The sequence below is a fragment of the Glycomyces sp. NPDC047010 genome, assembly GCF_040644205.1.
Classification (GTDB): domain Bacteria; phylum Actinomycetota; class Actinomycetes; order Mycobacteriales; family Micromonosporaceae; genus Glycomyces.
Genome location: NZ_JBEYVY010000014.1, coordinates 77,463 through 100,781, shown reverse-complemented (window position 1 = coordinate 100,781; position 23,319 = coordinate 77,463). Strand labels below are relative to the sequence as shown.

Sequence of the window (23,319 nt, the reverse complement as noted above, 5' to 3'; positions counted from 1 at the left end):
GCCGCGACAGCGAGTACGCGCCGCGGATCGACCCGACGACGCTGACCGCGGTCCCGCCCGCGGTGATCCCGAGGGACACGACGAGGGACCGGAGAGGCGGTGCGCCGGTAGACCAGCAGCGCCTCCGAGTCGCGGCCCGCGGCGGCGAGCGCGCGCATGAGCGCGGCGGCCACGCGTTCGCGGAGCGGGTCCTCGGCAAGCAGATCGGTGAGTTCGGGCACGAGGCCCGCGCCGTTCCCGGCGCCGATCTCGGCGTCGTACCGGTCCTCGGTCGCGGTGCGGCGCAACCGCTCCAGGCGTGTGACCGCGGCGTCGAAGCCGGCCGAGGCGGGCAGGTCGACGCCTTGGAGGGCGCTGCCGCGCCACAGCGCGAGGGCCTCGCGGAGCCGCCGGGCCCGCTGGGCGCCGCCCTCGTCGACCCCGGTCACGAGGCGCTCGAACCTGACGGCGTCGACCTCCTCGGGCGCGACCGCGAGCAGGTACCCGTCCGCGCGGCCCTGCACGGCGCCCTCGGGGAGGACCTTGCGCAGCCGCGATACCAACCGGTGCAGGGCGTTCGCGGCCTCCGCGGGCGGGTGCTCGCCCCAGATCCAGTCCACGAGCGCGTCCTTGCGCACCACGGTCCCGGGCTGGAGCGCCAGAGCGGCGGCGAGCGCCCGCAGCCGGGCGCCCTGGACGTCCGCGGCCCGGCCGTCGCCGAGGCGGACCTCGAACGGCCCGAGCATCCTGATCTGCACCCGGCGATCCTGCCACACCTGTCCGAACCGTGACGGTGCGCATGTGGCCCCTGGGTTCATCGTCCGGATGGTCCGGTTCGCGATCCGGACGGCGCCGGAACGCCGCTCGGGGCGGCCGGGTCGGCCGCGCGGCCCGGCCGGCGCCGCGGGCTAGGATTCGACCCACCATGACTTCGCAGCAGCCTTCCAAACCCGTGAGCAGGGCTGGCGGAGTGCTCTTCTGGGTCCTCATCGCGTTCACCGCGCTCTTGACGCTCGGCGCCGGACTCGGGCTGGTCGCCGAAGGTCTGAGCGGCCGCAACACGCTCGCGGACGGACCGGTCGGGACCTTCACTCCCGAGCGCACCAAGGCATGCGACCAGACCTGCGCCCTCGTAGGGGTGTTCGCCAGCGACGACGGCGCGATCGTCGAACGGGACGTGGAACTGCACGGCGAACGGGTCAGGCGGACCGAGTCGATGCCCGCCGCCGTCGACCAGGTGCGCCTCGATCCCGACGCCAGGCGGCCGACCGCCTACACGTCCGATTTCGACTGGCGGCCGCCGATCGCCAAGGGCGTCGCGATCCTGGTCGTCGGATCAGCGGTCTGCGCGATCCTGCTGACGGTGCGACGGCGCTCCGCGGCCGCGGCCCCGCGGTGACGCGGCGCGACCGCACGACCTGAAGCCGCCTCGGAATCACCGCGCGCCGGGCCGGTTCGCGGCCCCGCCGGAACCCTGAAGTGCGGCATACTGTTCAGTACCTTTCCCCGGGACCGCTCCCTGACGACACTCCACAGCGACATGGCAACGGAGCCAACAGTGGCCGCAGACGAAGCCCATCGGACCGAACCCCTCGAAGACGAGACGCCCGTGCCGCCGCGGCAGAGCCCGCCGCCCCCGGCCGTGTACCTGGGCGGGGCGGCGGTCACGGTCGGGGGCTTGTTGGGAGCGCTCATCCAGCTGCTCATCGGCGCGGTCCCGCAGCCGTGGAGCACCGTGCTGGTCGCCGTGGGGATCGGCATCATCATCGTGCAGCTGCTGTGGAGCCTGTTCCGGGTCGGCGCCGGGCGGGGCGGCGTGCGGTCCACGGCGTTCGCCGTCGTGGCGGTCGCGGTCGTGTGCTCGTTCATCCTCGGATTCCTGCTGCGCCCCATGGCATTGCGGATCTACGACCGGCTCTACTCGTGCGGCGACCCGGTGGAGCTGACCGTGCTCGTCCCCGTGGACGGGGCCGCCTGGTTCCAGGAGGCGATCACCGAGTTCAACCGCGAGTACGGCGAGGGTGAGTGCCGCGCGGCGAACGTGACCGCCTACAGCGCGCCGTGGCCCGAGGTCGAGAAGGCGATGGCCCAGGGCTGGGAGCCGCCTGCCGAAGGCGAGGAGGACCGGCCCTTCGAGGCGCAGCGCGACGTCGGCCCCCGGCCCCACCTCTGGATCGCCGAGTCCCTCGCCCAGGTCGAGCTCGCCGACGCGAGGCTGAGCGCCGGCGCCGCCAAGGACAAGTACGAGGTCTTCGAGCCCGAGGACGCCGAGCCGATCGGGCGGACCCCGCTCGTCCTCGCCGTACCGGAGGCGGTCCTGGACACGCAGGAGTTCAACGGAGGCGACCCGACCGCCGACCGGGACCTGAACGAACTCATCGTCGAACTCGGCGACCGGTACGGCACCCCGGTGCTCAGATCGGACCCGGCGGTGTCCACCACCGGGCTGCTCTTCTTCCGCGCCCTCTCCGCCCAGGGCCAGGCCGCCCTCGCGGAGAGCCGACTCGCCAACGCGGCCGCGTCGACCGGGATCGCACTGTCCCCCAGCGACACCGACCTGCTGTGCGAACTCGCCCGCGCCCAAGGCGCGAACCCCACCGCGGCAGTGCTCACCACCGAGATGGCACTGGCGCAGTACAACACGGGGCGAGCCCTCGGCGACGGCTGCCCGGGCGCGGACGACATGCGGTCGGGGCTCGTGCCGGTCTACGGCACCGGCCTCGGCTCCCTCGACTACCGCGGCGTCCGGCTCGACTGGACCGACGACCCCTGGGCTGAACGGCGCTCGAAGGTCGCCGACGACCTGCGGTCCTGGCTCGCCGGGAAGGGCGGCGGGGCCTACCCGGAGGCCCTGGGCATGCGCAGTGAGGACTACGAGCGCGACGCGCTGGCGGGCGACTACCGCTTCGAGACCGATTTCGACGTCGCGACCGACCCGCCGAGCGCCGCCGAGTTCGAGGCGCTCCGGGAGGACTACGGCCTCAGCCGCCTGCCGAGGACCGTGCTGCTCGCGGTGGACCACTCGGAGACGATGAACGAGGAGGTGGGCGGCGGACGCACCCGCTTCGAGCTCGCGACCGACGGCGTGGTCGCCGCGCTCGACTACCTCGGCGTGAACCCCGCCGATCAGGCAGCACTGTGGACGTTCCCCGTCTCGGGCTCCGGTTCCCACGAACCGGTGTTCGACATGACCGCCGACCCTCCCGACGACGTGGCCGGACTCCTGCGGGCCACGCCGACGAGCAACGGCGTCGACCTCCACCAGACCGTGCTCGACGGCATCGCCGAACTCGACGCGACCGGAGGCGACGGTTCGGCCGCGATGGTGGTGATCACCGACGGCGCCGACTCCGACCGGTCCGGGACGACCGTGGACGACGTGCACGAGGATCTCGCCGAGCACCAGGCGAACCTGTACCTGATCGCGGTCGGCGAGGCGTCCTGCCGGTCGGCGGTCTTCGCCGGACTCGACGAGGACCCGCGGGTCACCTGCCTCGAAGCCGAGGCGGAGCAGATCCAGACGACCTTCGACAGCCTGTTCAACCAGTTGTGGAGCGGCCGATGAGCGAGCAGCGGAGCACCCGCCCGCACCTGTCCCGCCGGACCCTCCTCGAAGCGGCCGGCGGCGCGGCGGCCGCGGGCGCGGTCGGCGGCGCCTACCTGCTCGGCGGCCGCGAGCCGGAGGAGGACGGCTGGGAGGACCTCGGAGGGGACGCGATCCAGATGTACGCGGCCCGCGACGCCACCGCGAACGGCCAGCGCCGGCTCCTGGTCGACCAGTGGAACCTCCGGCACGGCGACCACCGCGTGGAGATGGTGGAGCTGTCGCCGATCGCCGACCTCCAGTACAGCGCGATCCACGCCGCGCTCCAGGCCGAGAACCCGGACGTCGACGTGGTCGACCTCGACGTCCCCTGGGTGGCCGAGTTCGCCGCGGCGGGCCGCCTCGAACCGCTCGACGGCGTCGATACGGAGGGGTTCCTGGAGCGGCCCTTGGAGACCGGGCGCTTCGAGGGCGGGCTGTACGCGCTGCCGTTCAACACCAATGTGGGGATGCTCTACTACCGCAAGCGGACCGACTCTGGATCGGACTCCGACTACGCCAGCGGCGTCCTGACGCAGCTGGAGGCCGAGTCGATCGGGACCTGGGGGGACCTGCGGCAGACGATCGGCCTGATCCTCCAGGAGGACAACGGGTTCACCGGCGGCATCGCGATGCAGCTGGCGTCCTACGAGGGGTTCACGGTCAACGTCTGGGAGTACCTGCTCGCCAGCGGGGCCGAGGTCGGGGCCGACGGGAGGATCGACTTCGGTCCGCGGTCGCGGGCCCTCGGGATGCTCGAAGAACTCTGGGGCGACCTGTGGGAGCCGGTGGCCGAGGGCAAGTGGACGGTGCTCCCCGCCGCGGTGCAGCACAACGAGGACGAGTCGCTGGCGGCGTTCCAGGCGGGGCTGACGCCGTTCCTGCGGCACTGGCCGCAGGCGATCCGGACCCTGGAGTCGTGCGAGGCGTTCTCGGCGGCCGCCGCCGACGTGCCGTTCGAGGTCGGCGTGATGCCGATGCCCGGCGGGGTGCTGGGCGGCGGGAGCCTCGCGGTGAGCGCGTACTCCAGGCGCAAGAACGTCTCCCGCGCGCTGATCGAGTTCCTGACGGGCCCGGTGAGCCAGCAGCTCCTGTTCGAGCGCGGCGGCTTCGCCGCGACGCGGCCCGAACCGTACTTCGACGCGAGGGCGCTCATCGCGAGCGGTGTCGCGGACGGCGGCTGCGAGTCGGTCGGCGGCCCGCGGCCGGAAGCCGAGGCGATGTACGAAGCGCTGACCGACGATCCGGGCCAGCGGCCGGAGATCGACAGGTACACGCAGTTCAGCTACGCGTTCCGCGACGAGCTGCACGACAAGCTCGCCAACGGCGACGCCCCCGACTTCAGCGACCTCGCCGGGAGGCTCGACCGGGCGGTCGAGGGCAAGTGACCGGGACCTGAAGACCTTGCGGCGCAAGGTGAGCCGGGCGCCCGGCTGGTCCCGGTCAGTGCGCCGCCGCACTACGAACGGTCCGGACCGCGACCGTCGCCCAGACGCCGACCAGGCCCGCGTAGAGCACCACCGCGAGCACCTCGAACGCGACGGCCCCGGTGTGGAGCGCCAGCGCGCTCGCGGCGGTCACGCAGGTGCCGACCGGGAACGTGAAGGACCACCAGGCCGGGCCGAACGGCAGGCCGTCCCGGGCGGTGCGGACGGTGACGGCGAGGGCGATCGCGGCCCACAGCAGCGCGAACCCGAGAACCGGCACCCCGAAGACCACCCCGAGCGCTTCCAGCGCCCCGCTGTCGGGCGTCACGAGGTGTGCGTTGCCGCCCAACAGGTTCGCGGCCGTCACGGACTGCCCGAACGGGCCCAGAACCATCCACAGTGTCGGGACTGAAGCGGCGGAGCCGACCCCGTGGTGGGCCAGGCGCGACCACACCAGGGTGATGACCACCAGCGACGCGATCAGGCTGACGCCGAACATCCCGTAGCAGCCCCACAGCGTCGTCGCCCGCCACTGCCCCGCGGGGAGGCGGGGGAGCAGCAGCGCGCCCGTGGCCGCCGAGACCATCGGGGGGACGACGGGCATGAGCCACCCGGCGAACGCGGCGTCGGGCGCGTACGCGAACCCGGTGAACGCCAGGTACGGCAGGACGACCGCGGAGGCAAGCCCCAGCAGCGTCCCGAGCGTCCAGAGCACTGCGGCGACGGCGAAGGCGGCGCGCTCGCCGAACAGGTCGCCGCCGAACAGCAGCGCCCCGGCGCCGACGGTCATCAGCGCCATCGCGGGGGCGCCGTAGAAGTGGGCCGTCACCGGGTGGCGCAGGTGCCCGCGCGCCGTGTCGCGGTGCCGCGTCCACTGCGCGACCGTCACCGCCGTCAACGCGATGAGCAGCACCGCGGCCAGCCCCCACACGGCCGTCGCCGCCGCCCGCAGGCCCGGGAACTGGAGCGGCAGCGTCGCGGCCGCGTTCGCGACGATGCCGGTGCCCATCACGGAGGCGAACCAGTTCGGCGCCGCGTTCGCGACCGCGCGCTCCGGCAGCGCGAACCCGCGGACACCGTGGCGGACCATCGGGCGGGGGAGGGAATCGGTGTTCAACACGCGTCCCAGCCTCCTCGCCCGCCCCGCGCTACGGTAGGGGCATCTGCTTACCCGGTTCCAAGCAATCCTTGGAACCGGACCACCTCACGAAAGGGCGGCGAATGGAGCGGCCCCCCGACCTCGAAGGGCTCCGGGCGCTCGCGCTCGTGGCCGAGACCGGCAGCCTCAACGCCGCCGCAGCGCGCCTCGGCGTCACCCAGCAGGCGGTGTCGCTCCGACTGCGCGCCTTGGAGACGCGCCTCGGCGTGCCGCTGCTCGTCCGCTCCCCGCGCGGCTCCACGCTCACCTCGGCGGGCCAGCTCGTCTCCGCATGGGCCGGGCCGCTCCTGGCGGCCGCCGAGGAGTTCACCGAGTCGGTCGGCTCGCTGCGCGAAGGCCGCGAGCGGACCCTCCGGATCGCGGCCAGCCTGACGATCGCCGAGCACCTGCTCCCGGAGTGGATCGCGCGCTGGCGCGGCGCGGGCGCGGGTCCGGCCGTGCAGCTCCTGGCCGCCAACAGCGACAACGTGATCGACACCGTGCGGCGCGGGGACGCGGCGCTCGGCTTCATCGAGACCCCGTCCGTGCCCGCAGACCTGAAGTCCCTGACCATCGGCCGGGACGAACTCGTGGTCGTGGCCCCGCCGACGCACCCGTGGTCCCGCCGCAAGGCCGTCACGGTCGAAGAGCTCGCGACCACGGCCCTGGTACTGCGCGAGCCCGGCAGCGGCACCCGGGCCGCTTTCGAAGCGGCGCTAGCGGACGCGGGCGCCCCGCTGGCCGCCCCGCCGAACGCGGAGCTGTCTACGACCCTCGGCCTCCGCAGCACCATCGCCGCGGGCGCCGCACCGGGCGTGCTCAGCTCCCTCGCCGTCCAAGAGGACCTGCGCACCCGCCGCCTCCGGCGGGTCCGCATCCGCGACCTGGAGATCATCCGCCCCCTCACCGCGATCTGGCCCGCCCCCCGCCCCGCCCCGGCCGCCGACGACCTCCTCCGGTCGATCACCACCCCCACCCGCCGCCCCTGACGTGCGGGCCGGTCAGCGGGCGAACCGGGCGAAGGCGCCCGCGACGTCGACCGCCTCGACCGTGGTCATCTCCGCCGAGCTCGGCGTCCCGTGGTCGCCGTGGAGGCGCAGGAGCCGCAGGTCCCGCTCGCCGGTGGCCCGGTGGGACAGCTCGCGGGCGAACCGGCCGTTGCCGAGCTCGTCGATGCCGCCGCCGTCCACCGCGGCCGCGAACCCCTCCCGCAGTGCGTCCTCGGCGTCACCGGTGAGCGCCTCGCCCGCGCCGTCGAAGATCGCGAAGGCGATCTCGGTGAGCTCCCGCGCCGTGTACTGCGGGAACTCCACCACCGTGGAGAAGCGCGAACGCAGGCCCGGGTTGGTGTCGAGGAGCCCGTCGATCTGGTCGGTGTACCCGGCCAGGACGATGACGAGGCGGTCGCGCCGGTTCTCCGCGGCCGTCAGGATCTCCTGGAGCGCCTCGTCGCCGAACGCGTCCGCCTGCTCGGCGTAGCCGCGGTTGGCGAGGGAGTACGCCTCGTCGATGAACAGGACGCCGCCCGTGGCCTCGTCGATCTTCGCGCGCGTCTTCATCGCCGTGTGGCCCAGGAAGCCGCCGACGAGGTCGCCGCGCTGCGCCTCCACGACCCGGCCGTGTTCGAGCAGTCCGAGGCCGGCGAGGATCTCGCCCATGACGCGGGCGACCGTGGTCTTCCCGGTGCCGGGCGGGCCGGTGAACACGAAGTGCTGCGGGCGCACGGCGCTCGGCAGGCCGCGCTCCTTCTTCAGGACCGCCATCCGGTACTGCGCCTTCAACGCCTCGATCTGCTGCTTGACGGAGTCGAGGCCGATCATCGCGTCGAGGGTCGCGGCGGCGCGCGAGAGGAGCGCGGCGCGATCGGCGCCGCCGGTGGGGGTGCGCCGGTCGAAGTCGAGGTCCACGGCCTTCTTCGGCCGGAGGGCGCGCACACGCTCGGCGAACGCCTCGACCTCGGGCGCGAGCCGGAAGGCGCGCTGGAACGACTGCGCCGCTTCGCGTTCCTCGCCGAGCGACTCCATCGCGACGCCCCTGACGAACGCCAGGTGGGCGATGTAGGCCGGGGCGGAGACCTCGGTCGGCAGGCCCTTGAGCACCTCCAGCGCCTCATAGGGCGTGCCGAGGTGGACGAGGCTCGCGGCGACGTAGAGCGTCGCCTCGTCGTGGAGCGCGCGGTCGGTGATGCCGTGCGCCGCCTTGAGGACCTGCTCCCACTGCTCCTGCTCGTAGTGCAGGCGGGTCTGGAGGAACCGGGTCTGGTCGGTGGTCTCGCGGTCGGCGGCGAGGGAGAGCTGGTCGCCGGCCGCGGCGAAGTCGTCGGCGTCGAGCAGCGCGGCGACATGCGCGAGCCACGCGTCATAGGCGCCGTTGAGCTTGTAGGCGACGAACTTCCCGATCGCGAACGACGTCCGGATGTCGAGTCCGGTGATGTCGCGGAACTGGCCCAGGCGCACCTGGTGGCGGATCATGCCGCGCAGCGCCTCGTCGCGGCGCTCGCCGGTGGCGTAGAGGCCGAGCCAGGCGTCCGCGATGGACGGGTCGTAGTCCAGGACGAACTCGAAGCAGTCCGAGGCCCGCACGAGGTCGCCCTCCCGCAGGAGGCCGACGCCGCGGGTCCAGGTCTCCAGTACCGATGCGGTCGTAGCGGAAGGGGGCATGAGGGCTCCATGGGGAAGGGGAATTCGACCGCCCTCCAGAGTAGCCAGCCGCAGCGACCGCGACCTGCGGTTCCGTCCCCGAGCGGGCGGCGGGATTCCGGCAGGACTCAGGCGGTCAGCGCGGGAGGATCGCCGTGCGGCCCTCCCAGGTGCCGTGTTCGGAGAGGGGGCGGAAGCGGAGGGTGGTGAACTCGTGGTGGAAGTCGCGGCGGGTGCGTTCGGCCATGGCCTCGTGGTGGAGGCGGGCGGCGGGGCCGCGGTCGCGGCCGAAGGCCATGCCGGTCATCGCGCGGGAGCTGGTCCAGACGGAGAACGTCGCGACCGAGCGCGGCGGGCGCATCGCGGCGAGGGCGAGGGTCGTCTCGGGGTGGTCGCGGACCTGGCGCTCCACGGGACGTCCCCAGTGGAGGAAGCGCGGGACCTCGGTGAGGCGCATGCGCGCGAGGGTCACGGCCACAACGGGTTCGGCGGGGTCGGTGCGTCCCGTCTCGGCCGGGAGGTGGTCGAACTCGCGGACCGCGCCCCAGCGGCGGAGGTATTCGAGGCGCACGTGCCAGCCCGCGTCCAGGTGCTTCCCGAAGGGCCGCTGAAGGAACGCGTCCAGGGCCTCCTCGTCGGCCCATTCGGCGAAGACCGCGAGGTGCCGCAGGCGCATCCGGTGGCGGGAGACGACGGGCGCGCCGAGCCGCATCCCGGCCAGGACCTCCATGTGTCGCAGCCCGGGAGCCGAGGGCGCCCGCAGCAGCGCGCCGACGGCGGCGCGGAGGGGGACGCGCGCGAGGTGGAAGGAGTGGACGCTCATGGGTTCATTGATACCCGGGGCCTCCAACACCGTGCGTCAAGGCGAGGCCCCGTCACTCGCGCAGCACGCCCGCGCGGGCGGCGGCGAGGGCGGCGTCGGCCGCGCGTTCCGCGTCGCGTTCGGTGACCGGCTCGTGGGTGATGAACAGCCGGTAGTAGACGGGCGAGACGGCGAGTCTGATCAGCTCGGCCGCGTCGGTGCCCGGCGGCACCTCGCCGCGGGCGATCGCCCGTTCCACCACCGGCGCCGCCTGCTCGTGGCGGGAGGCGAAGAACGCGTGCAGCGCCTGCGCGGGGCCGGAGCCCTGCACGGCGGCCGAGACGAAGGCGCTGGCGATCGGACCGGCGACCGGGTCGGCGAACCCGCTGCGCACGAGCTCGACGATGCCCCGCAGGTCGTCGCGCAGCGAGCCGGTGTCCGGGATCGGCCACGGCTCGCTCCCCGCGAGTTCGAGCGCGTCCGCGATGAGCCCCTCCGGGCTGCCCCACCTCCGGTAGACGGTGGTCTTGTGGACGCCCGAGCGGCTCGCCACGCCCTCCATCGTCAAGCCGCCGTAGCCGTTCTCGGCCAGCTCGACCAGGGTCGCCTGCCGAACGGCGTCGCGGACGCGGGCGCTGCGGCCACCGGGACGTGCTTCCAAAATCTACTCCAGTTGCGTTAAGGCGATCCCCTGTGCTAGCTTAACGCAACAATAGTAGCGATAGGAGTCGCCATGTTGATCGACGGTTCCCCGTACGGCGTCACCGGCGGTCCCGACGGAGCGCTGTGGTTCACCCTCGTCCATCAGGGGCGGATCGGACGCGCCGTGCCGGGGGAGGAGCCCGTGTACTTCCCCCTCGACCCGGCCGACGGCCAGCCCACGGTCATCGCCGCGGGCCCGGACGGCGCCCTGTGGTTCACCGAGTTCGTCGGCGGGCGCATCGGGCGCATCACCGTTGACGGCACCGTCTCCGCGTTCGAGGCGTCCTCGCCGTACGGGATCGCCGCGGGCCCGGACGGCGCCATGTGGTTCACCCGGTTGCAGGACGACGCCATCGGCCGGATCACCCCGGAGGGCGAGACGTCCTCGTACGCGCTGCCCGACAAGGGCCTGATGCCCTCGGTGATCGCGGCGGGCCCGGACGGCGCCATGTGGTTCACCCTCAACCAGGGCAACGCGATCGGCCGCATCACGACCGGCGGCGACGTCTCGACGTATCCGCTGCCCACGCCGGGCGCGGCGCCGGTCGGGATCTGTGCCGGACCGGACGGCGCGCTGTGGTTCGTGGAGATCGGTGCGGGCCAGGTCGGCCGCATCGACACCTCCGGTGCCGTCACCGATTTCCCGCTGCCCCAACGGGATGCGCGACCGCACGCCATCACGGCGGGACCGGACGGCGCCCTCTGGCTCACCGAGTGGGGTGCCGGCTTGCTGGCGCGCATCACCACCGACGGGACGATCCAGGAGTTCGAGCTGGAAGGCGACGAACCCCACGGGCTCGCCGTCGGTCCGGACGGGGCGGTCTGGGTGGCGATGGAGTCCGGGCGCTTGACGCGCCACCCTGTGTGACGGTCCGGCCGGGCGCACTTCGGTCCGCCCCTTGGCTATCGCTGCAAGCCTGAAGGGGGTCCGCACCATCCGGCGCGGACCCCCTTCACGTGCTGCTTCAGCGGGCCCGGTGGGCCTCCGCGGCCAGGCGGACCATGTCCTGCTGCGAGATCCGCGGCGTGAAGCCGAGGAGTTCGCGGGCCCTGGCGTTGGACGTGACGTAGCTCGGTGCGGTCGGCGGGAGTTCGACGTCCACCGTGGCGAGACCGGCGGCCGCGGCGAGGGCCCGGGCGAAGTCGCCGAGGTCGGTGGAGGCGTCCGGGCCGAGGCCCACGACCTCGTACCCGGTGGTGTCGGCCTCGACGGCGAGGACGACGCCGCGGGCGAGGTCGTCGGTGGCGAGGATGCCCATCTGGACGGGCGCGCCGTCGGAGCGGCGGGCCACCAGCAGGGTCGAGTCGTCCCCGGCGTACGGCGCGAGCTGGTCGGCCAGCGCGGTGTCCCCGGCGGCGAGGGCCTTGCGGTGGCGGCGGCTCGCGAAGAAGCGCGGGCCGGAGAAGAACGAGTCCGGGTCGAGGAGTTCGGCCGGGTGCTGGGTGTGGGAGAAGCGGAGCGCGACCGCGTCCCAGCCGCGGGTGTGCGAGGCGAACGCGACGATGTCCTCGGCGAGGACCTTGGTGAGCCCGTACCAGGTGCGCGGCAGGCGCGGGTGGGCCTCGTCGAGCGGCTGGTACTGCGGGGCGTTCTCGGGGTAGACCTCGCCGGTGCTCGCGAGCACGAAGCGGCGCAGGGCGCTCCCGTCGAGGGCCCGCACGAGTGCGAGCGTGGCGGTGACGTTGGCGTGGTGGAGGCGTTCGGCGTCGGCCTCGTCCCAGGACATGAGGGCCCCGAGGTGGGCGACCGCCTCGATGCCGGCGAGGCGCGGGTCGGCGGGGGCGAGGTCCGCGAGGTCGCCGACGAGGTACTCCACGTCCGGTACGGGACGGCGCGGCTCGACGAGGTCGAGGCCGACCACCTTGTGGCCGTTGGCGGTGAGTTGGGCGGCGACGGCGCCGCCGACGCGGCCGGACGCTCCGGTGACTGCGATGCGCATCAGATCTCCTTCAGTGGCGAGCGGGCCGTCTCGCGGGCGCCGAGGACGACGAGGAACGTGATGAGCGCGGCGCCCATGACGTAGAAGGCGGGGGCGAACTGGTTGCCGGTCCAGGAGATGAGGCTCTGGGAGAACCAGGGCGTGATCCCGCCGAACGCGGCGACCGAGATGTTGTAGGCGATGGCCATGGACCCGTAGCGGATGTTCGTGGGGAACAGCTCGGCCATCGCGGCGCTCATTGCGCCGTCGTAGGCGGCCATGAAGACGCCGAGGAGGATCATCGCCGAGGCCGCGGCCCAGAAGGTGCCGCCGTCCATGAGCATGAGGGTCGGGTAGGTGAGCAGCAGGAAGCCGCCCGCGCCCAGGAGCATGACGGGCTTGCGGCCGATCTTGTCGGAGAGCAGGCCGAAGACCGGGACGAGGACGGTGATGGCGAGGAGGCCGACGACGGTGACGCCGTAGCTGGTCTTCTGGTCGTACCCGAGGTCCGACTGGAGGTAGGAGGGCATGAAGGTCTGGAGGATCCAGTGCCCCACGGCCTTGAGGACGACGAAGCCGACGCAGAACAGCAGCGCCTTCCACCAGCGGCTGATCGAGGTGCGCAGCGGGGACTTGGTGACCTCGCCCTTCGCCTGGATCGCCTGGAACTCGGGGGTGTCCTCCAGTTTGCGGCGCAGGTAGAGGCCGGAGAGGCCGAGGGGGAGGGCGAGCATGAACATGACGCGCCAGCCCCAGTCGTTGAGGGCCTCGGTGCCGAGGACGGCCGTGTACAGCAGGACCAGGCCGGCGCTGACGACGAACGCGGCGAAGCCGAAGACGTCGACGAAGCTGGAGACGAAGCCGCGCCGGTTCGAGGGCGCGTACTCGGCCAGGAGCGTGGTCGCGCCGCTGGACTCGCCGCCGGCCGCGAAGCCCTGCACGAGCCGCACCACCACGAGCAGCACCGGGGCCCACACGCCGACCTGGTCGACCGTGGGCAGCAGGCCCATCGCGAGGGTCGCGCCGGAGGTAATCAGGATGACCAGGGCAAGAGTGTTTTTTCGCCCGAGTCGATCTCCCATGCTGCCGAAGAACAGCCCGCCGAGCGGGCGCATGACGAAGCCCGCGCCGAAGACCGCGAAGGACGACAGGAGGGCGGCCTGCGGGTCCCCTTCGCGGAAGAAGTGGACCGCGATGACCGATGCCAGGGTGCCGTAGAGCCCGAAGTCGAACCATTCGACGAAGTGGCCGATGCCGGCGGCGGTGATGACCTTCCGCATGCGGCGCCGACGGGCCTCGTCGTCCAGGGGCGTCACCGCTTCGGGCGGGCGGGACGCGTTCTCCAGGGCCGGTTCCTGAGCCATAGGTGCTCCATTCAACCTCATTGTCGTTACCGACCGAGCGTATACCGGTGAATGAACCTTGTAAACCGCTGGATGAAACAAAACTTTCACTCAGCGGTACACTGGCCGCAACGCCGAGGTAGGGAGACGCAATGGAGCAGCGCACGCAGCAGTACGACGTCGTCGTGATCGGAGGCGGCCTCGCCGGGACCTGCGCGGCGGTCGCCGCCGCCCGGCTCGGCGCCAAGGTCGCACTCGCCACCAACCGGCCCGTCCTCGGCGGCAACTCCTCCAGCGAGGTCCGCGTCTGGGTCGTCGGCGCCACCGCCCACGGCACCCAGCGCTACGCCCGCGAGACCGGCCTCATGGGGGAGCTGTTCCTGGAGAACAACTACCGCAACCCCGAGGGCAACCCCTACTACTGGGACCAGACCGTCCTCGACCTCGTGCGCGCCGAACCGAACGTCACGCTGCACCTGAACACCGACGTGCGCCGGATCGACATGGGCGAACCCGGCGAGGACGGCCCCCGCATCGCCGCCGTCACCGGCTGGACCATGGGCAGCGAGATCGAGACCCGCTTCGAGGCGCCCGTCTTCGTCGACTGCACCGGCGACGGCCTCATCGCCCACCTCGCCGGCGCCACCTCCCGCATCGGCCGCGAGGCCCGCACCGAGTACGCCGAGCCCTGGGCCCCCGAGACCGCCGACGACGAACTCCTCGGCTCCTCGATCTTCTTCTACACCAAGGACGCCGGACGCCCCGTCCCCTTCGTCCCCCCGCTCGCCACCAAGGACATCCGCGACACCCCCATCCTCGCCAACCGCATCATCCGCACCGGCGACAACGGCTGCGACTACTGGTGGATCGAGTGGGGCGGCGAACTCGACACCGTCCACGACAACGAGCGCATCCGCGACGAGCTCTGGTCCGTCGTCTTCGGCATCTGGGACTACATCAAGAACTCCGGCGAGTTCGACGCCGAGCACCTCACCCTCGAATGGGTCGGCGCCGTCCCCGGCAAGCGCGAGTACCGCCGCCTCTGGGGCGACTACACCCTCACCCAGCACGACATCCTCGACCAGCGCGAATTCGACGACGCCGTCGCCTTCGGCGGCTGGTCCATCGACCTCCACCCCGTCGAAGGCGTCTACGCCGAACGCGCCGGCGCCCAGCAGCGCTACAGCGACGGCACCTACCCGATCCCGTACCGCAGCCTCTACTCCAAGGACGTCGGCAACCTCCTCTTCGCCGGGCGCAACATCTCCGCCTCCCACGTCGCCTTCGGCTCCACCCGCGTCATGGCCACCTGCGCCACCCAGGGCCAGGCCGTCGGCACCGCCGCCGCCCTCGCCGCCCGCGAGGGCCTCTCGCCCCGCGCCGTCGGCCGCGACCGCCTCCCCGAACTCCAGCGGACCCTCCTGCGCGAGGACGCCCCCGTCATCGGCGTCCGCCGCGACGACCCCGCCGACCTCGCCCCGCTCGCCACGGCCACCGCCACCAGCACCCTCGACACCGTCACCACCCGCCCCCACGCCACCGGCGACCACTTCCCGCTCGACCGCGACGCGGCCGTCCTCGTCCCCGCCGACCCCCGCATCGACGCCGTCGAACTCGACGTGCGCGCCGACCGCGACACCGTCCTCCGCGTCGAACTCTGGGACACCGGCAAACCCCAGAATGCCGTCCCCATCGGACACCTCGCCACCGTCGAAGTGCCCGTCGCCGCCGGAACCGGCACCGCCCGCGCGAAGTTCGACTGGCAACCGCCGCAAGGCAACCGCCAAGCCGTGGTGGTCGTCCGCGCGAACCCGCACGCCGCCCTCGCCCTCACCGGCGAGCGCCCCCACGGCGTCCTCGCCATGGGCGCCAAGCTCGCCACCGACAAGGCGTTCGACGACCACATCAACGAAGAGCAGGCCCAGCCCGTCACCGACTGGAACGCCCGCATGCTCCGCCGCCGCTCCTTCGCGCTGGCCGTCGAGCCCGCGACCGCCGCGTACACGCCTGCCCAGGTCACCGGCCCCTACCAGCGGCCCTACGGCGGCCCGAACCTGTGGTCGAGCGCCCCCGACGCCCTCGCCGCGGGCCCCGTCGCCCTCGAACTCGCCTGGCCCGCACCGGTACGGCTCGCCTCGGTGCGCCTCGTGTGGAACGACGACGTCGACGAGGACCTCATCAACCTCCACCACCACCGCACCGGCTTCCGCGTCATGCCCGAACTCGCCGCCGACTACACCCTCGACGCCCTCGTGGACGGCCGCTGGCGCACCCTCGCGGACGTCACCGACAACCGCCACCGCCACCGCGTCCACGACTTCGCGCCCATCGACGCCGCCGCCGTTCGCGTCGCGGTCACCCGCACCAACGGCTCGCCGTACGTCTCCCTCGCGGCCCTCCGCGCCTTCGCCGAGCCGAGCGGGCGCGCCGCGGCGATGCCGTGGCGGTGACCGGCGGCGCGGCCTGCCCTAAGCTGTCGCCGGGAGGTTCGCATGGCCGCTGAGGTGCAACAGGGGTTCGGCCGCGCCGCATCGGTGCTCGCCGCCATCGCCGCGTCCACGACGGGGCCGATGCGCGCATCGGACATCGCGCGGGCCACCGGGCTCGGGCCGTCGACGACCGCGCGGCTGCTCGCCACGCTCGACGAGCTCGGGTACGTGTCGAAAGTGGGCGACATGCCCGGCTACACGATCGGCACCACGGTCCTCCGGCTCGCCAGCGAGGGCCTGAACCAGAACCCCGTGCACCGCGAGTCCCGTGCCACCGCGCAGGAGCTCGCGACCCGCACCGGCTTCAGCGCCAACGTCGCCGTGCGCGACGGCGACAAGCTCATCTACCTGTGCCACTTCGAGGGCCGCCACGCCCCCAAGAGCCACACCATGATCGGGATGAGCCAGCCCCTGCACGCCTCCGCGCTCGGCAAGTGCCTGCTCCTGGACACCACCGAGGACGAGCGGCGCGCACTCCTCGGCGACCTGCCCGTCTACACCGCCAACACGATCGGCGCGCACGAGGCGCTCACCGCCGAGGTCGAGCGCGTCCGGCGCGCCGGCAGCGCCGTCGAGGACCAGGAGCTCGCCCTCGGCCGCCTCGGCATGGCCGCCCCCATCCGCGACTCCGAAGGCGGCGTGGTCGCGGCCATCTCGATCTCCGGGCGCCTCACCCTCATGCGCGAGCACGGCGTGGACCTCCTCGTGGAGGACGTCGTCGAAGCCGCCGACCGCATCAGTGTCGGCCTCGGCCTCATCACCGCGGTCGCCCCCGGCTGAGCCGCGACCGCTCCGGACCGGTCACTCCCCGCACAGGGTCCGAGCCCGGCCCGCGGCACTCGGTAGGCTTCGCGGCAACTACACAGCGAGGGAGTTGATTGCCGTGGGCGGCTATGGAGGGCAGCTCGCGCTGGTCGTGGTGCTCATCGGACTGAACGCGGTGTTCGCGGGCAGCGAGATGGCGCTGGTGACCCTGCGCGACAGCCAGATCCAGCGGCTGGAACGCGAGTCGAGGGGCGGGCGGGTGCTCGCCAAGCTGGCACGCGACCCGAACCGGTTCCTCGCCACCATCCAGATCGGCATCACGCTCGCAGGGTTCCTCGCCTCGGCCACCGCAGCGGTCGCGCTCGCGCAGCCGCTCGTGCCCGCCCTGTCGATGTTCGGCTCCGGCGCCGAGTCCGTCGCGATCGTCGCCGTCACCCTCGTCCTTACGTTCGTCACCCTCGTCTTCGGTGAACTGGCGCCCAAGCGGATCGCGATGCAGCGCGCCGAGCGCTGGGCCCTCCTGGTGGCCCGGCCCCTCGACGTCCTCGCGTCCATCGCCCGGCCCGCGGTCTGGCTCCTGGGGGTGTCGACCAACCTGGTCGTGCGCCTCACCGGCAACAACCCCGCCGCGGGCCGCGACGAGGTCACCACCGAGGAGATCCGCGACCTCATCGACGCCCAGAGCGACTTCACCGCCGACCAGCGGACCATCCTCTCCGGCGCCTTCGAGATCGCCGAGCGGGTCCTGCGCGAGATCGTGATCCCGCGCCGCGACGTCACCTCCATCCCCGCCACCGCCACCGCGGCCGAGGCCGCGCAGATCCTCGTCGCGACCGGCCACTCGCGCGCCCCGGTCGCGGGCCCCACCGGCATCGACGACGTCGAGGGCATCGTCCATCTGCGCGACCTCGTCGGCGTCGACGGGCCGGTGACCGGGCAGACCCGGCCGAGCATGCTGCTGCCCGAGAGCCTCAAGGTCACCGACGCGCTGCGGCGGATGCGCGACGAGCACGAGCAGTTCGCGATCGTGGTCGACGAGTACGGCGCCGTCGAGGGCATCATCACCATGGAGGACCTGGTGGAGGAGATCGTCGGCGAGATCTACGACGAGTTCGACCGCGACATCCAGACCGTCCTGCGCGAACCCGACGGGTCCTTCGTCCTCCCCGGCGGCTTCCCCCTCCACGACCTCGTCGACCTCGGCATCGACCTCGACCGCACCGGCCACGGCGACTACGCCACCATCGCCGGCCTCGTCCTCGACCACCTCGGCCACGTCCCCGACCGCCCCGGCGAGACCGTGGCCGTCCAGGACTACACCGCCGAGATCCTCGAAACCGACCGCAACGCCATCACCAAGATCCGCCTCCACCGCAACCCGCCCCCCGACCCCGCCGACACCCCCTGACGAGCGGCCTGCGCCGGGCGGCCGCTCACGGACGGAGGCGGCGTTCCAGGTCGGGCGGGAGCGGGTAGGCGCGTTCGGCGGGCAGCAGGCGTTGGGCCTTTGCGGCGCCGCCGCTCTGAATCAGGTTGGCGGCCTTGCGGACCTGTGGGGTGAGGTCGGTCAGTTCCGTGACCCACTCGTCGGCGAACGTCCGGATGAGGTGGCGGCCGATGCCGACCTGGATGCTGTAGTGGTTGAGCGCGGCGCCGCGGACCGACCGCTCGGGGTCCCACTGGACGTGTACGGCGGCCTTGGCGACTGCGGCCGGATCGGCGGTGGTGAGGACGGCGTTCGCGAGAGCCTCCTCCCATCCGTCCCGGCTGATCCGCACCGCGAGAATCCGCTCCTGGCCGGACTTCCGGGCCCAGTTGCTGCGGTGCATCAGCCACAGGAACGACGGCTTGATCCACGTCATCCGGTTGAACGAGAACGGGGCGACGAACCGCCCCGCGCGCAGCGCCGCATCGGCGATCACGGGTGCGTACGCCTGGTAGACGACGATGCTGCGCGCGTCGAAGTCGGCGCGGATCTCATACGGCGAGGCCATGTCCCGCAGCCTCGCATCGGAACCCGGCAACGGGCAACCATGTTTTCTCGGTCAGGTCAGGGTGGTGAGGGCTGTGGCGGTCAGGGCGGTTGCGAGGAGTAGGGCGGTGGTGGTGAGGGCGATGGGGTTGCCGAGGTTGATCGTCCATTGGGCGCCGCCGACGCGTTGGTGGACGAGGATGGCGGGGTCGTTTCGGTTGGCGTAGACGAGGCCGCCGAGGTGCCAGTGGCGGTCGGTGTCGCGTTGGACGAGGCCGGTGTCCTCGGCGGCTTCGCCGGGGAGGGCGGGGAGGCGGTGGCCGCCGGTGCCCACGCGGAGCTCGAAGCGGACGGTCAGCACGGCGGCGGCGAGGAGGGGCGCGAAGACGATCGCGGTGGTCGCGATCGAGGCGGGCAGGAGTTCCCACAGCCGCAAGGCGATCCCGGCGAGGGTGAGGTTGGCGCACGCGGCGACGATGAGGAGGAGGTCGGCGAGCGCGGTCAGGTAGGCGCGGTAGCGGCGGGCCGTGGCGGCGGGGCGGGCGGCGTCGATTTCGGGGCGGGCGCGCATGACCACGACGAGGACGAGGACCGTGGCGGCGATGGTGGCGGCCTGGGTGAGGACCGGGTTCGCGGCGTTCCAGAAGGTGGCCGGGACGCGCGGGCCGCCGTCGAGGGCCCAGCCGTCCAGGCCCGGGAGGGTCGCGGGGAGTGAGTCGGCGCGGAGGAGCCCGGTAGCGGCGGTCGCGACCAGGACCGCCACAGCGGGGATCAGGCCGCGCCACCTGACGCGGACCGGGTCGGTGCGGAAGCTCAGGTCCGCGGTGACGGCCTGGCGGGCTCCGGCGTACCAGTCGCCGTCGGCTTTCGCGGCGCGCACGGCGCGGCTCGCGAACGCGTACGCGGCGAGGTCGGCGATGACGAGGACGCTCGCGCCGATGCTCAGGGCCGCAACGGGTCCGGTGAACAGCGCGAGGGCCCACGTGGCGGCCGTGGCGCCGACGCCGAGGGCGATCACGTTGCGGGCGTAGACCTTGCGGATGCGCCCGAGGGCCGGGTCCGCGGCGCCTCCGGCGACCGCGACGCCGAACGCGTACTCGGGGCGGGCGAGGGCCGGGACGGCCCGCCATGCGGCGGTGAGGGTGGCGGTGACGGCCAGGAGCAGGGCGAGGTCGGCGGGGTTCACGTGGGGCTCCGTTCGGCGGTGAAGGCGTCGAGGACGCCGCCGGTGCGGTCGAGGACCTCGGCGGCGGGGATGCCGTGGGCGACGGCCTCGGCGAGGAGGGTGCGCAGGCGCTCCTGCCAGGCGTCGGCGACGCCGGGGTCGGGCGGCCCGGAGTCCGGGTCACGACGCACGACCGCGCCGCTCTTGCGGTTGACGCGGATGAAGCCCTCGCGGCGCAGCAGGTCGTACGCCTTGTTGACGGTGTGGAAGTTGATCATCAGGTCCGCGCCGAGCTGCCGGGTCGAGGGCAGTGGTGCCTCGGCCGCGAGCTCCCCGGCGGCGATGGCCGTGACGATCTGGTCCCGGATCTGCTGGTAGATCGGGACCTCGCTGTCCACGTCGAGCGTCAGTCGCATCCCGGAAGTGTATCTGATATACATGAGCTATAACAGATAGATGAGACGACCGAGTGGAACGGACACCGCCATGCACCCGCCCCACCGCCTCGAAATCCGGGGCCTCACCAAGCGATTCGGGCCCGTCGCGGCCGCCACCGACGTCGCCTTCGACGTCGAACCCGGCCGCGTCACCGGCTTCCTCGGCCCCAACGGCTCCGGCAAGACCACCACCCTCCGGATGCTCCTCGGCCTCGTGCAACCCGACGCCGGCACCGCCCTCATCGGCGGCCGCGCCTACCGCGACCTACGCTCACCCGCCCGCACCGTCGGCGCCGCCCTGGAGGCCAAGGGCCTCCACCCCGCCCGCAGCGGCCGCGACCACCTCCGCGTCTACGCCGCGTTCCTGGGACTGGACGACGCGCGCGTCGACGCGGTCCTGGAGCAGGCCGACATCGCCGACGCCGCCCGCCGCCGCGCGGGCGGCTACTCCACCGGGATGCGCCAGCGCCTCAACCTCGCCACCGCGCTCCTCGGCGACCCGCCCGTGCTCGTCCTCGACGAGCCGACCAACGGCCTCGACCCCGCGGGCATCGCCTGGCTGCGCACCCTCCTCAAGGGACTCGCCGCGGAAGGCCGCACCGTCCTCGTCGCCAGCCACGTCCTCGCCGAAGCCGAACGGCTCGTGGACGACGTCGTCGTCATGCACCGCGGCCGCATCGCCGCCACCGGGCCGCTCGCCGAGTTCACCCGCGACGGCGCCCTCGAAGACGCCTTCCTCGACCTGACCGGAGCCCCCGCATGACCCGCCCGATCCGCGCCGAACTGCGCCGCCTCCTCACCACCCCGCTGTGGAGATGGGGACCGTTCGCGGCCCTCGCCTCCGGCGGCCTCCTCACCGCCGCCTGCGTCCTCATCGGACCCGAACGGTTCGACCCGCCGATGCCCGGCCTCGACACCGACGCCGGAGTCCGCCTGGTGCTCAGCATGATCGGACTCACCGTCCTCGTCCCCGCCCTGTTCGGCGCCCTCGCCGTCACCGCGGAGTACCGGCACGGCACGATCGCCTACACGTTCCTGTTCGAGCCGCGCCGCCACCGCGTGCTCGCCGCCAAACTCGCGGCCTACGCACTCGCCGGAACCGCCTACGGACTCCTCACCGCAGTGTCGGCGGCGGCCGCGCTCTACGGAACGGCCGCGGCCAAAGGCGTCGACATCGGAGCCACGCCCGGGACGGTGGCGGGGCTCCTCGCGGGCCTCGGCGCGGCCATGGCCGCCTACACCGTGATCGGCGTCGGACTCGGTGCGCTGCTGCGCAACCAGACCGCGACCCTCCTCGTCCTCGGCGCCTACCTCTACATGGTCGAGCACCTGCTCGCCATCATCCCCGGCGTCAACCACGCCTACGCGTTCCTGCCCGGCGGCGCCACCGCCGCCCTCACCGGCTCCAGCCTCATGACCGCGGCCGCAGCCGAGACCACCGGCTCGGCCGCCGCGCTACTGCCGCCCGTCCTCGGCGGCGCGGTCCTGCTCGCGTACGCCCTCGCGGCCGCGACGGCCGCCGTCACCGCCCCCATGCTCCGCGACGTCACCTAGCGAAGGAGAACCCCATGGCCGTCCTCACCGCCACCGACACCCACCTCTCGATCCACCTCACCGGCGCCCGCCGCGTCTTCGGGCGCTGGCGCCCGCTCACGGTCCCTTGGGACCGGATCACCAACGCCCGCATCGATCCCGAGGCCGCCCGGGTCTTCCCCGGGGCCCGGTGGGGCGTCGCCACGAACGTCCCCGGCGTCGTCAACCTCGGCTCGTTCCGGCGGGCCGGGCGGCTCGACTTCTGGGACGTCGGCGACCCCGACCGGGCGATCGTCGTCGAACTCGAAGGCGCGAAGTACGACCGGCTGCTCCTCGAAGTCGACGACCCGGCCGCCGCGATCGCCATGATCGGAGCGATGACTTCGGAGGACTAAAGCGCTATAGTGAGGCGATGTCACAAAGTAGTGGCAACCCCGCCAGGTATGGAGGTATCGCCTCATGACCGCCCCGATCGACCGTCATAAAGCGTTGCACCGCAGCGCATCCGCTGCGATCCTCGCCCTCGGCCTCGCCGCCGCGGGTCTGCAGGTCGCCGCTCCCGCCGCCGCCGAACCCCTTCAGGTGGACGACGCCAAGCGCGTCGTCTACGTGGAGGTCAACAGCAACGACATGGCGAACGTCGCCGACTACCAGCTCGAAGGGACGTCGCGGCCCGCGTTCGACGTCGCGATCATCTTCGCGGCGAACGTCAACTACGACACCGCGACGTCCCAGGCGTACCTCCACTTGAACGACCGCGTCACCGAGACGCTGGCGGACGCGGAGAACCAGATCCGGCCGTTGCAGGACCAGGGCACCGAGGTGCTGCTGTCCGTGCTCGGGAACCACCAGGGCGCCGGGATCGCGAACTTCCCGTCGCAGCAGGCCGCGGCCGCGTTCGCCGACGAGCTCGGCGACGTCGTGGAGGCGTACGGGCTCGACGGCATCGACTTCGACGATGAGTGGGCCAACTACGGCGCCAACGGGACCGGACCGGCGAACGCCAGCTCGTTCGTCTACCTCGTGAGCGCGCTGCGGGACCGGCTCGGACCGGACAAGCTCATCACGTTCTACAACATCGGCCCGGCCGCCGCCGCGACCGAGTACGGCGGGGTTCGCGCCGGGGATCTGATGGACTACGCGTGGAACCCCTGGTACGGGTCCTGGAGTGTCCCGCAGATTCCCGGGATGGACGCTTCGCAGCTCGCGCCCGGGGCCATCAACCTGACGGCCACTTCGTCGGGGACCGCCGCCTCGTTCGCGGAGCGGACGGCCTCGGAGGGGTACGGCGCGATCGTCACCTACAACCTGACGGCGGGCGACCACTCGGCCTACCTGTCGGGGATTACCGAACCGCTCACCGGGTACGACACCGTCTACAGCCCTTCGTAACCCATTGAAAAACGGCGGCGGGGGCGCTTCGGCG

The 23,319-nt window shown here is 72.7% G+C and carries 22 protein-coding genes; 12 read left to right on the top strand and 10 right to left on the bottom strand.

Features of this window, described 5'->3' with window-relative positions:
• The coding region (locus tag AB0A65_RS24425) for a BTAD domain-containing putative transcriptional regulator (RefSeq protein WP_359954765.1) at positions 1–737 on the bottom strand (737 nt) is incomplete at its 3' end.
• A 194-nt stretch (positions 738–931) separates the two neighbouring features.
• Between AB0A65_RS24425 and AB0A65_RS24420 the strand changes: the two genes are divergently transcribed.
• The 3 genes from AB0A65_RS24420 (at position 932) to AB0A65_RS24410 (ending at position 4,950) form a co-directional block, all read left to right on the top strand.
• Positions 932–1,378 (top strand): hypothetical protein, encoded by a 447-nt coding sequence (locus AB0A65_RS24420; protein WP_359954763.1) that lies wholly within the window; start codon positions 932–934, stop codon positions 1,376–1,378.
• A 159-nt stretch (positions 1,379–1,537) separates the two neighbouring features.
• Entirely contained in the window at positions 1,538–3,544 is a 2,007-nt protein-coding gene (locus AB0A65_RS24415) for a vWA domain-containing protein (protein ID WP_359954761.1), read from the top strand.
• Entirely contained in the window at positions 3,541–4,950 is a 1,410-nt protein-coding gene (locus AB0A65_RS24410) for an extracellular solute-binding protein (RefSeq protein ID WP_359954759.1), read from the top strand. Before AB0A65_RS24415 ends, AB0A65_RS24410 begins: the two co-directional genes overlap by 4 nt.
• Positions 4,951–5,005: 55 nt before the next feature.
• Here AB0A65_RS24410 and AB0A65_RS24405 read toward each other — a convergent pair whose 3' ends face one another.
• Positions 5,006–6,079 (bottom strand): TDT family transporter, encoded by a 1,074-nt coding sequence (locus tag AB0A65_RS24405; protein WP_359954771.1) that lies wholly within the window; start codon positions 6,077–6,079, stop codon positions 5,006–5,008.
• 131 nt (positions 6,080–6,210) lie between these two features.
• Here AB0A65_RS24405 and AB0A65_RS24400 point away from each other — a divergent pair, with 131 nt between their 5' ends.
• Positions 6,211–7,116, top strand: a complete 906-nt coding sequence (locus AB0A65_RS24400) for a LysR family transcriptional regulator (protein ID WP_359954757.1) — start codon at positions 6,211–6,213, stop codon at positions 7,114–7,116.
• A gap of 12 nt (positions 7,117–7,128) precedes the next feature.
• Here AB0A65_RS24400 and AB0A65_RS24395 read toward each other — a convergent pair whose 3' ends face one another.
• From AB0A65_RS24395 to AB0A65_RS24385, 3 genes are all read right to left on the bottom strand, one after another.
• Complete coding sequence (locus AB0A65_RS24395; RefSeq protein WP_359954754.1) at positions 7,129–8,787, bottom strand: AAA family ATPase; 1,659 nt, start codon at positions 8,785–8,787, stop codon at positions 7,129–7,131.
• A gap of 115 nt (positions 8,788–8,902) precedes the next feature.
• Complete coding sequence (locus tag AB0A65_RS24390; protein ID WP_359954752.1) at positions 8,903–9,589, bottom strand: hypothetical protein; 687 nt, start codon at positions 9,587–9,589, stop codon at positions 8,903–8,905.
• A 52-nt stretch (positions 9,590–9,641) separates the two neighbouring features.
• Complete coding sequence (locus tag AB0A65_RS24385; RefSeq protein ID WP_359954751.1) at positions 9,642–10,229, bottom strand: TetR/AcrR family transcriptional regulator; 588 nt, start codon at positions 10,227–10,229, stop codon at positions 9,642–9,644.
• Between the two features lie 72 nt (positions 10,230–10,301).
• Here AB0A65_RS24385 and AB0A65_RS24380 point away from each other — a divergent pair, with 72 nt between their 5' ends.
• Entirely contained in the window at positions 10,302–11,138 is an 837-nt protein-coding gene (locus tag AB0A65_RS24380; protein WP_359954750.1) for a virginiamycin B lyase, read from the top strand.
• 97 nt (positions 11,139–11,235) lie between these two features.
• Here the strand turns inward: AB0A65_RS24380 and AB0A65_RS24375 are convergent, their stop codons facing one another.
• Positions 11,236–12,210 carry an NAD(P)-dependent oxidoreductase gene (locus AB0A65_RS24375; RefSeq protein WP_359954748.1) on the bottom strand — a complete coding sequence of 325 codons (975 nt, stop codon included), beginning with the start codon at positions 12,208–12,210 and terminating at the stop codon, positions 11,236–11,238.
• Positions 12,210–13,553 (bottom strand): MFS transporter, encoded by a 1,344-nt coding sequence (locus AB0A65_RS24370; protein WP_359954746.1) that lies wholly within the window; start codon positions 13,551–13,553, stop codon positions 12,210–12,212. Before AB0A65_RS24370 ends, AB0A65_RS24375 begins: the two co-directional genes overlap by 1 nt.
• A 131-nt stretch (positions 13,554–13,684) precedes the next feature.
• Between AB0A65_RS24370 and AB0A65_RS24365 the strand changes: the two genes are divergently transcribed.
• From AB0A65_RS24365 to AB0A65_RS24355, 3 genes are all read left to right on the top strand, one after another.
• On the top strand, positions 13,685–15,982 hold the full coding sequence (locus AB0A65_RS24365; RefSeq protein ID WP_359954744.1) for an FAD-dependent oxidoreductase: 2,298 nt from the start codon (positions 13,685–13,687) through the stop codon (positions 15,980–15,982).
• A 42-nt stretch (positions 15,983–16,024) separates the two neighbouring features.
• Complete coding sequence (locus tag AB0A65_RS24360) at positions 16,025–16,801, top strand: IclR family transcriptional regulator (protein ID WP_359954742.1); 777 nt, start codon at positions 16,025–16,027, stop codon at positions 16,799–16,801.
• 103 nt (positions 16,802–16,904) lie between these two features.
• Positions 16,905–18,194, top strand: coding sequence for a hemolysin family protein (locus AB0A65_RS24355; protein WP_359954740.1), 1,290 nt, complete (start codon positions 16,905–16,907; stop codon positions 18,192–18,194).
• A 25-nt stretch (positions 18,195–18,219) separates the two neighbouring features.
• On the opposite strand, the gene AB0A65_RS24350 is transcribed toward AB0A65_RS24355, so the two are convergent.
• Genes AB0A65_RS24350 through AB0A65_RS24340 form a run of 3 tightly spaced genes read right to left on the bottom strand, consistent with a single transcriptional unit; the run spans position 18,220 to position 20,339 of the window.
• Positions 18,220–18,780, bottom strand: coding sequence for a DUF4291 domain-containing protein (locus AB0A65_RS24350; protein WP_359954738.1), 561 nt, complete (start codon positions 18,778–18,780; stop codon positions 18,220–18,222).
• A gap of 51 nt (positions 18,781–18,831) precedes the next feature.
• Positions 18,832–19,944 (bottom strand): hypothetical protein, encoded by a 1,113-nt coding sequence (locus AB0A65_RS24345; protein WP_359954736.1) that lies wholly within the window; start codon positions 19,942–19,944, stop codon positions 18,832–18,834.
• The gene (locus AB0A65_RS24340) at positions 19,941–20,339 is read right to left on the bottom strand and encodes a GntR family transcriptional regulator (protein ID WP_359954734.1); all 399 of its coding nucleotides are present in this window, start codon (positions 20,337–20,339) and stop codon (positions 19,941–19,943) included. The genes AB0A65_RS24345 and AB0A65_RS24340 overlap by 4 nt, the downstream gene beginning before the upstream one ends.
• 40 nt (positions 20,340–20,379) lie before the next feature.
• Here AB0A65_RS24340 and AB0A65_RS24335 point away from each other — a divergent pair, with 40 nt between their 5' ends.
• From AB0A65_RS24335 to AB0A65_RS24320, 4 genes are all read left to right on the top strand, one after another.
• Positions 20,380–21,123, top strand: a complete 744-nt coding sequence (locus AB0A65_RS24335) for an ATP-binding cassette domain-containing protein (protein ID WP_359954732.1) — start codon at positions 20,380–20,382, stop codon at positions 21,121–21,123.
• The gene (locus AB0A65_RS24330) at positions 21,120–21,914 is read left to right on the top strand and encodes an ABC transporter permease (RefSeq protein ID WP_359954730.1); all 795 of its coding nucleotides are present in this window, start codon (positions 21,120–21,122) and stop codon (positions 21,912–21,914) included. The genes AB0A65_RS24335 and AB0A65_RS24330 overlap by 4 nt, the downstream gene beginning before the upstream one ends.
• A 14-nt stretch (positions 21,915–21,928) precedes the next feature.
• Positions 21,929–22,288, top strand: a complete 360-nt coding sequence (locus AB0A65_RS24325) for a hypothetical protein (RefSeq protein ID WP_359954728.1) — start codon at positions 21,929–21,931, stop codon at positions 22,286–22,288.
• 64 nt (positions 22,289–22,352) lie between these two features.
• The gene (locus AB0A65_RS24320; RefSeq protein WP_359954726.1) at positions 22,353–23,285 is read left to right on the top strand and encodes an endo-beta-N-acetylglucosaminidase H; all 933 of its coding nucleotides are present in this window, start codon (positions 22,353–22,355) and stop codon (positions 23,283–23,285) included.
• Positions 23,286–23,319: the final 34 nt, after the last annotated feature.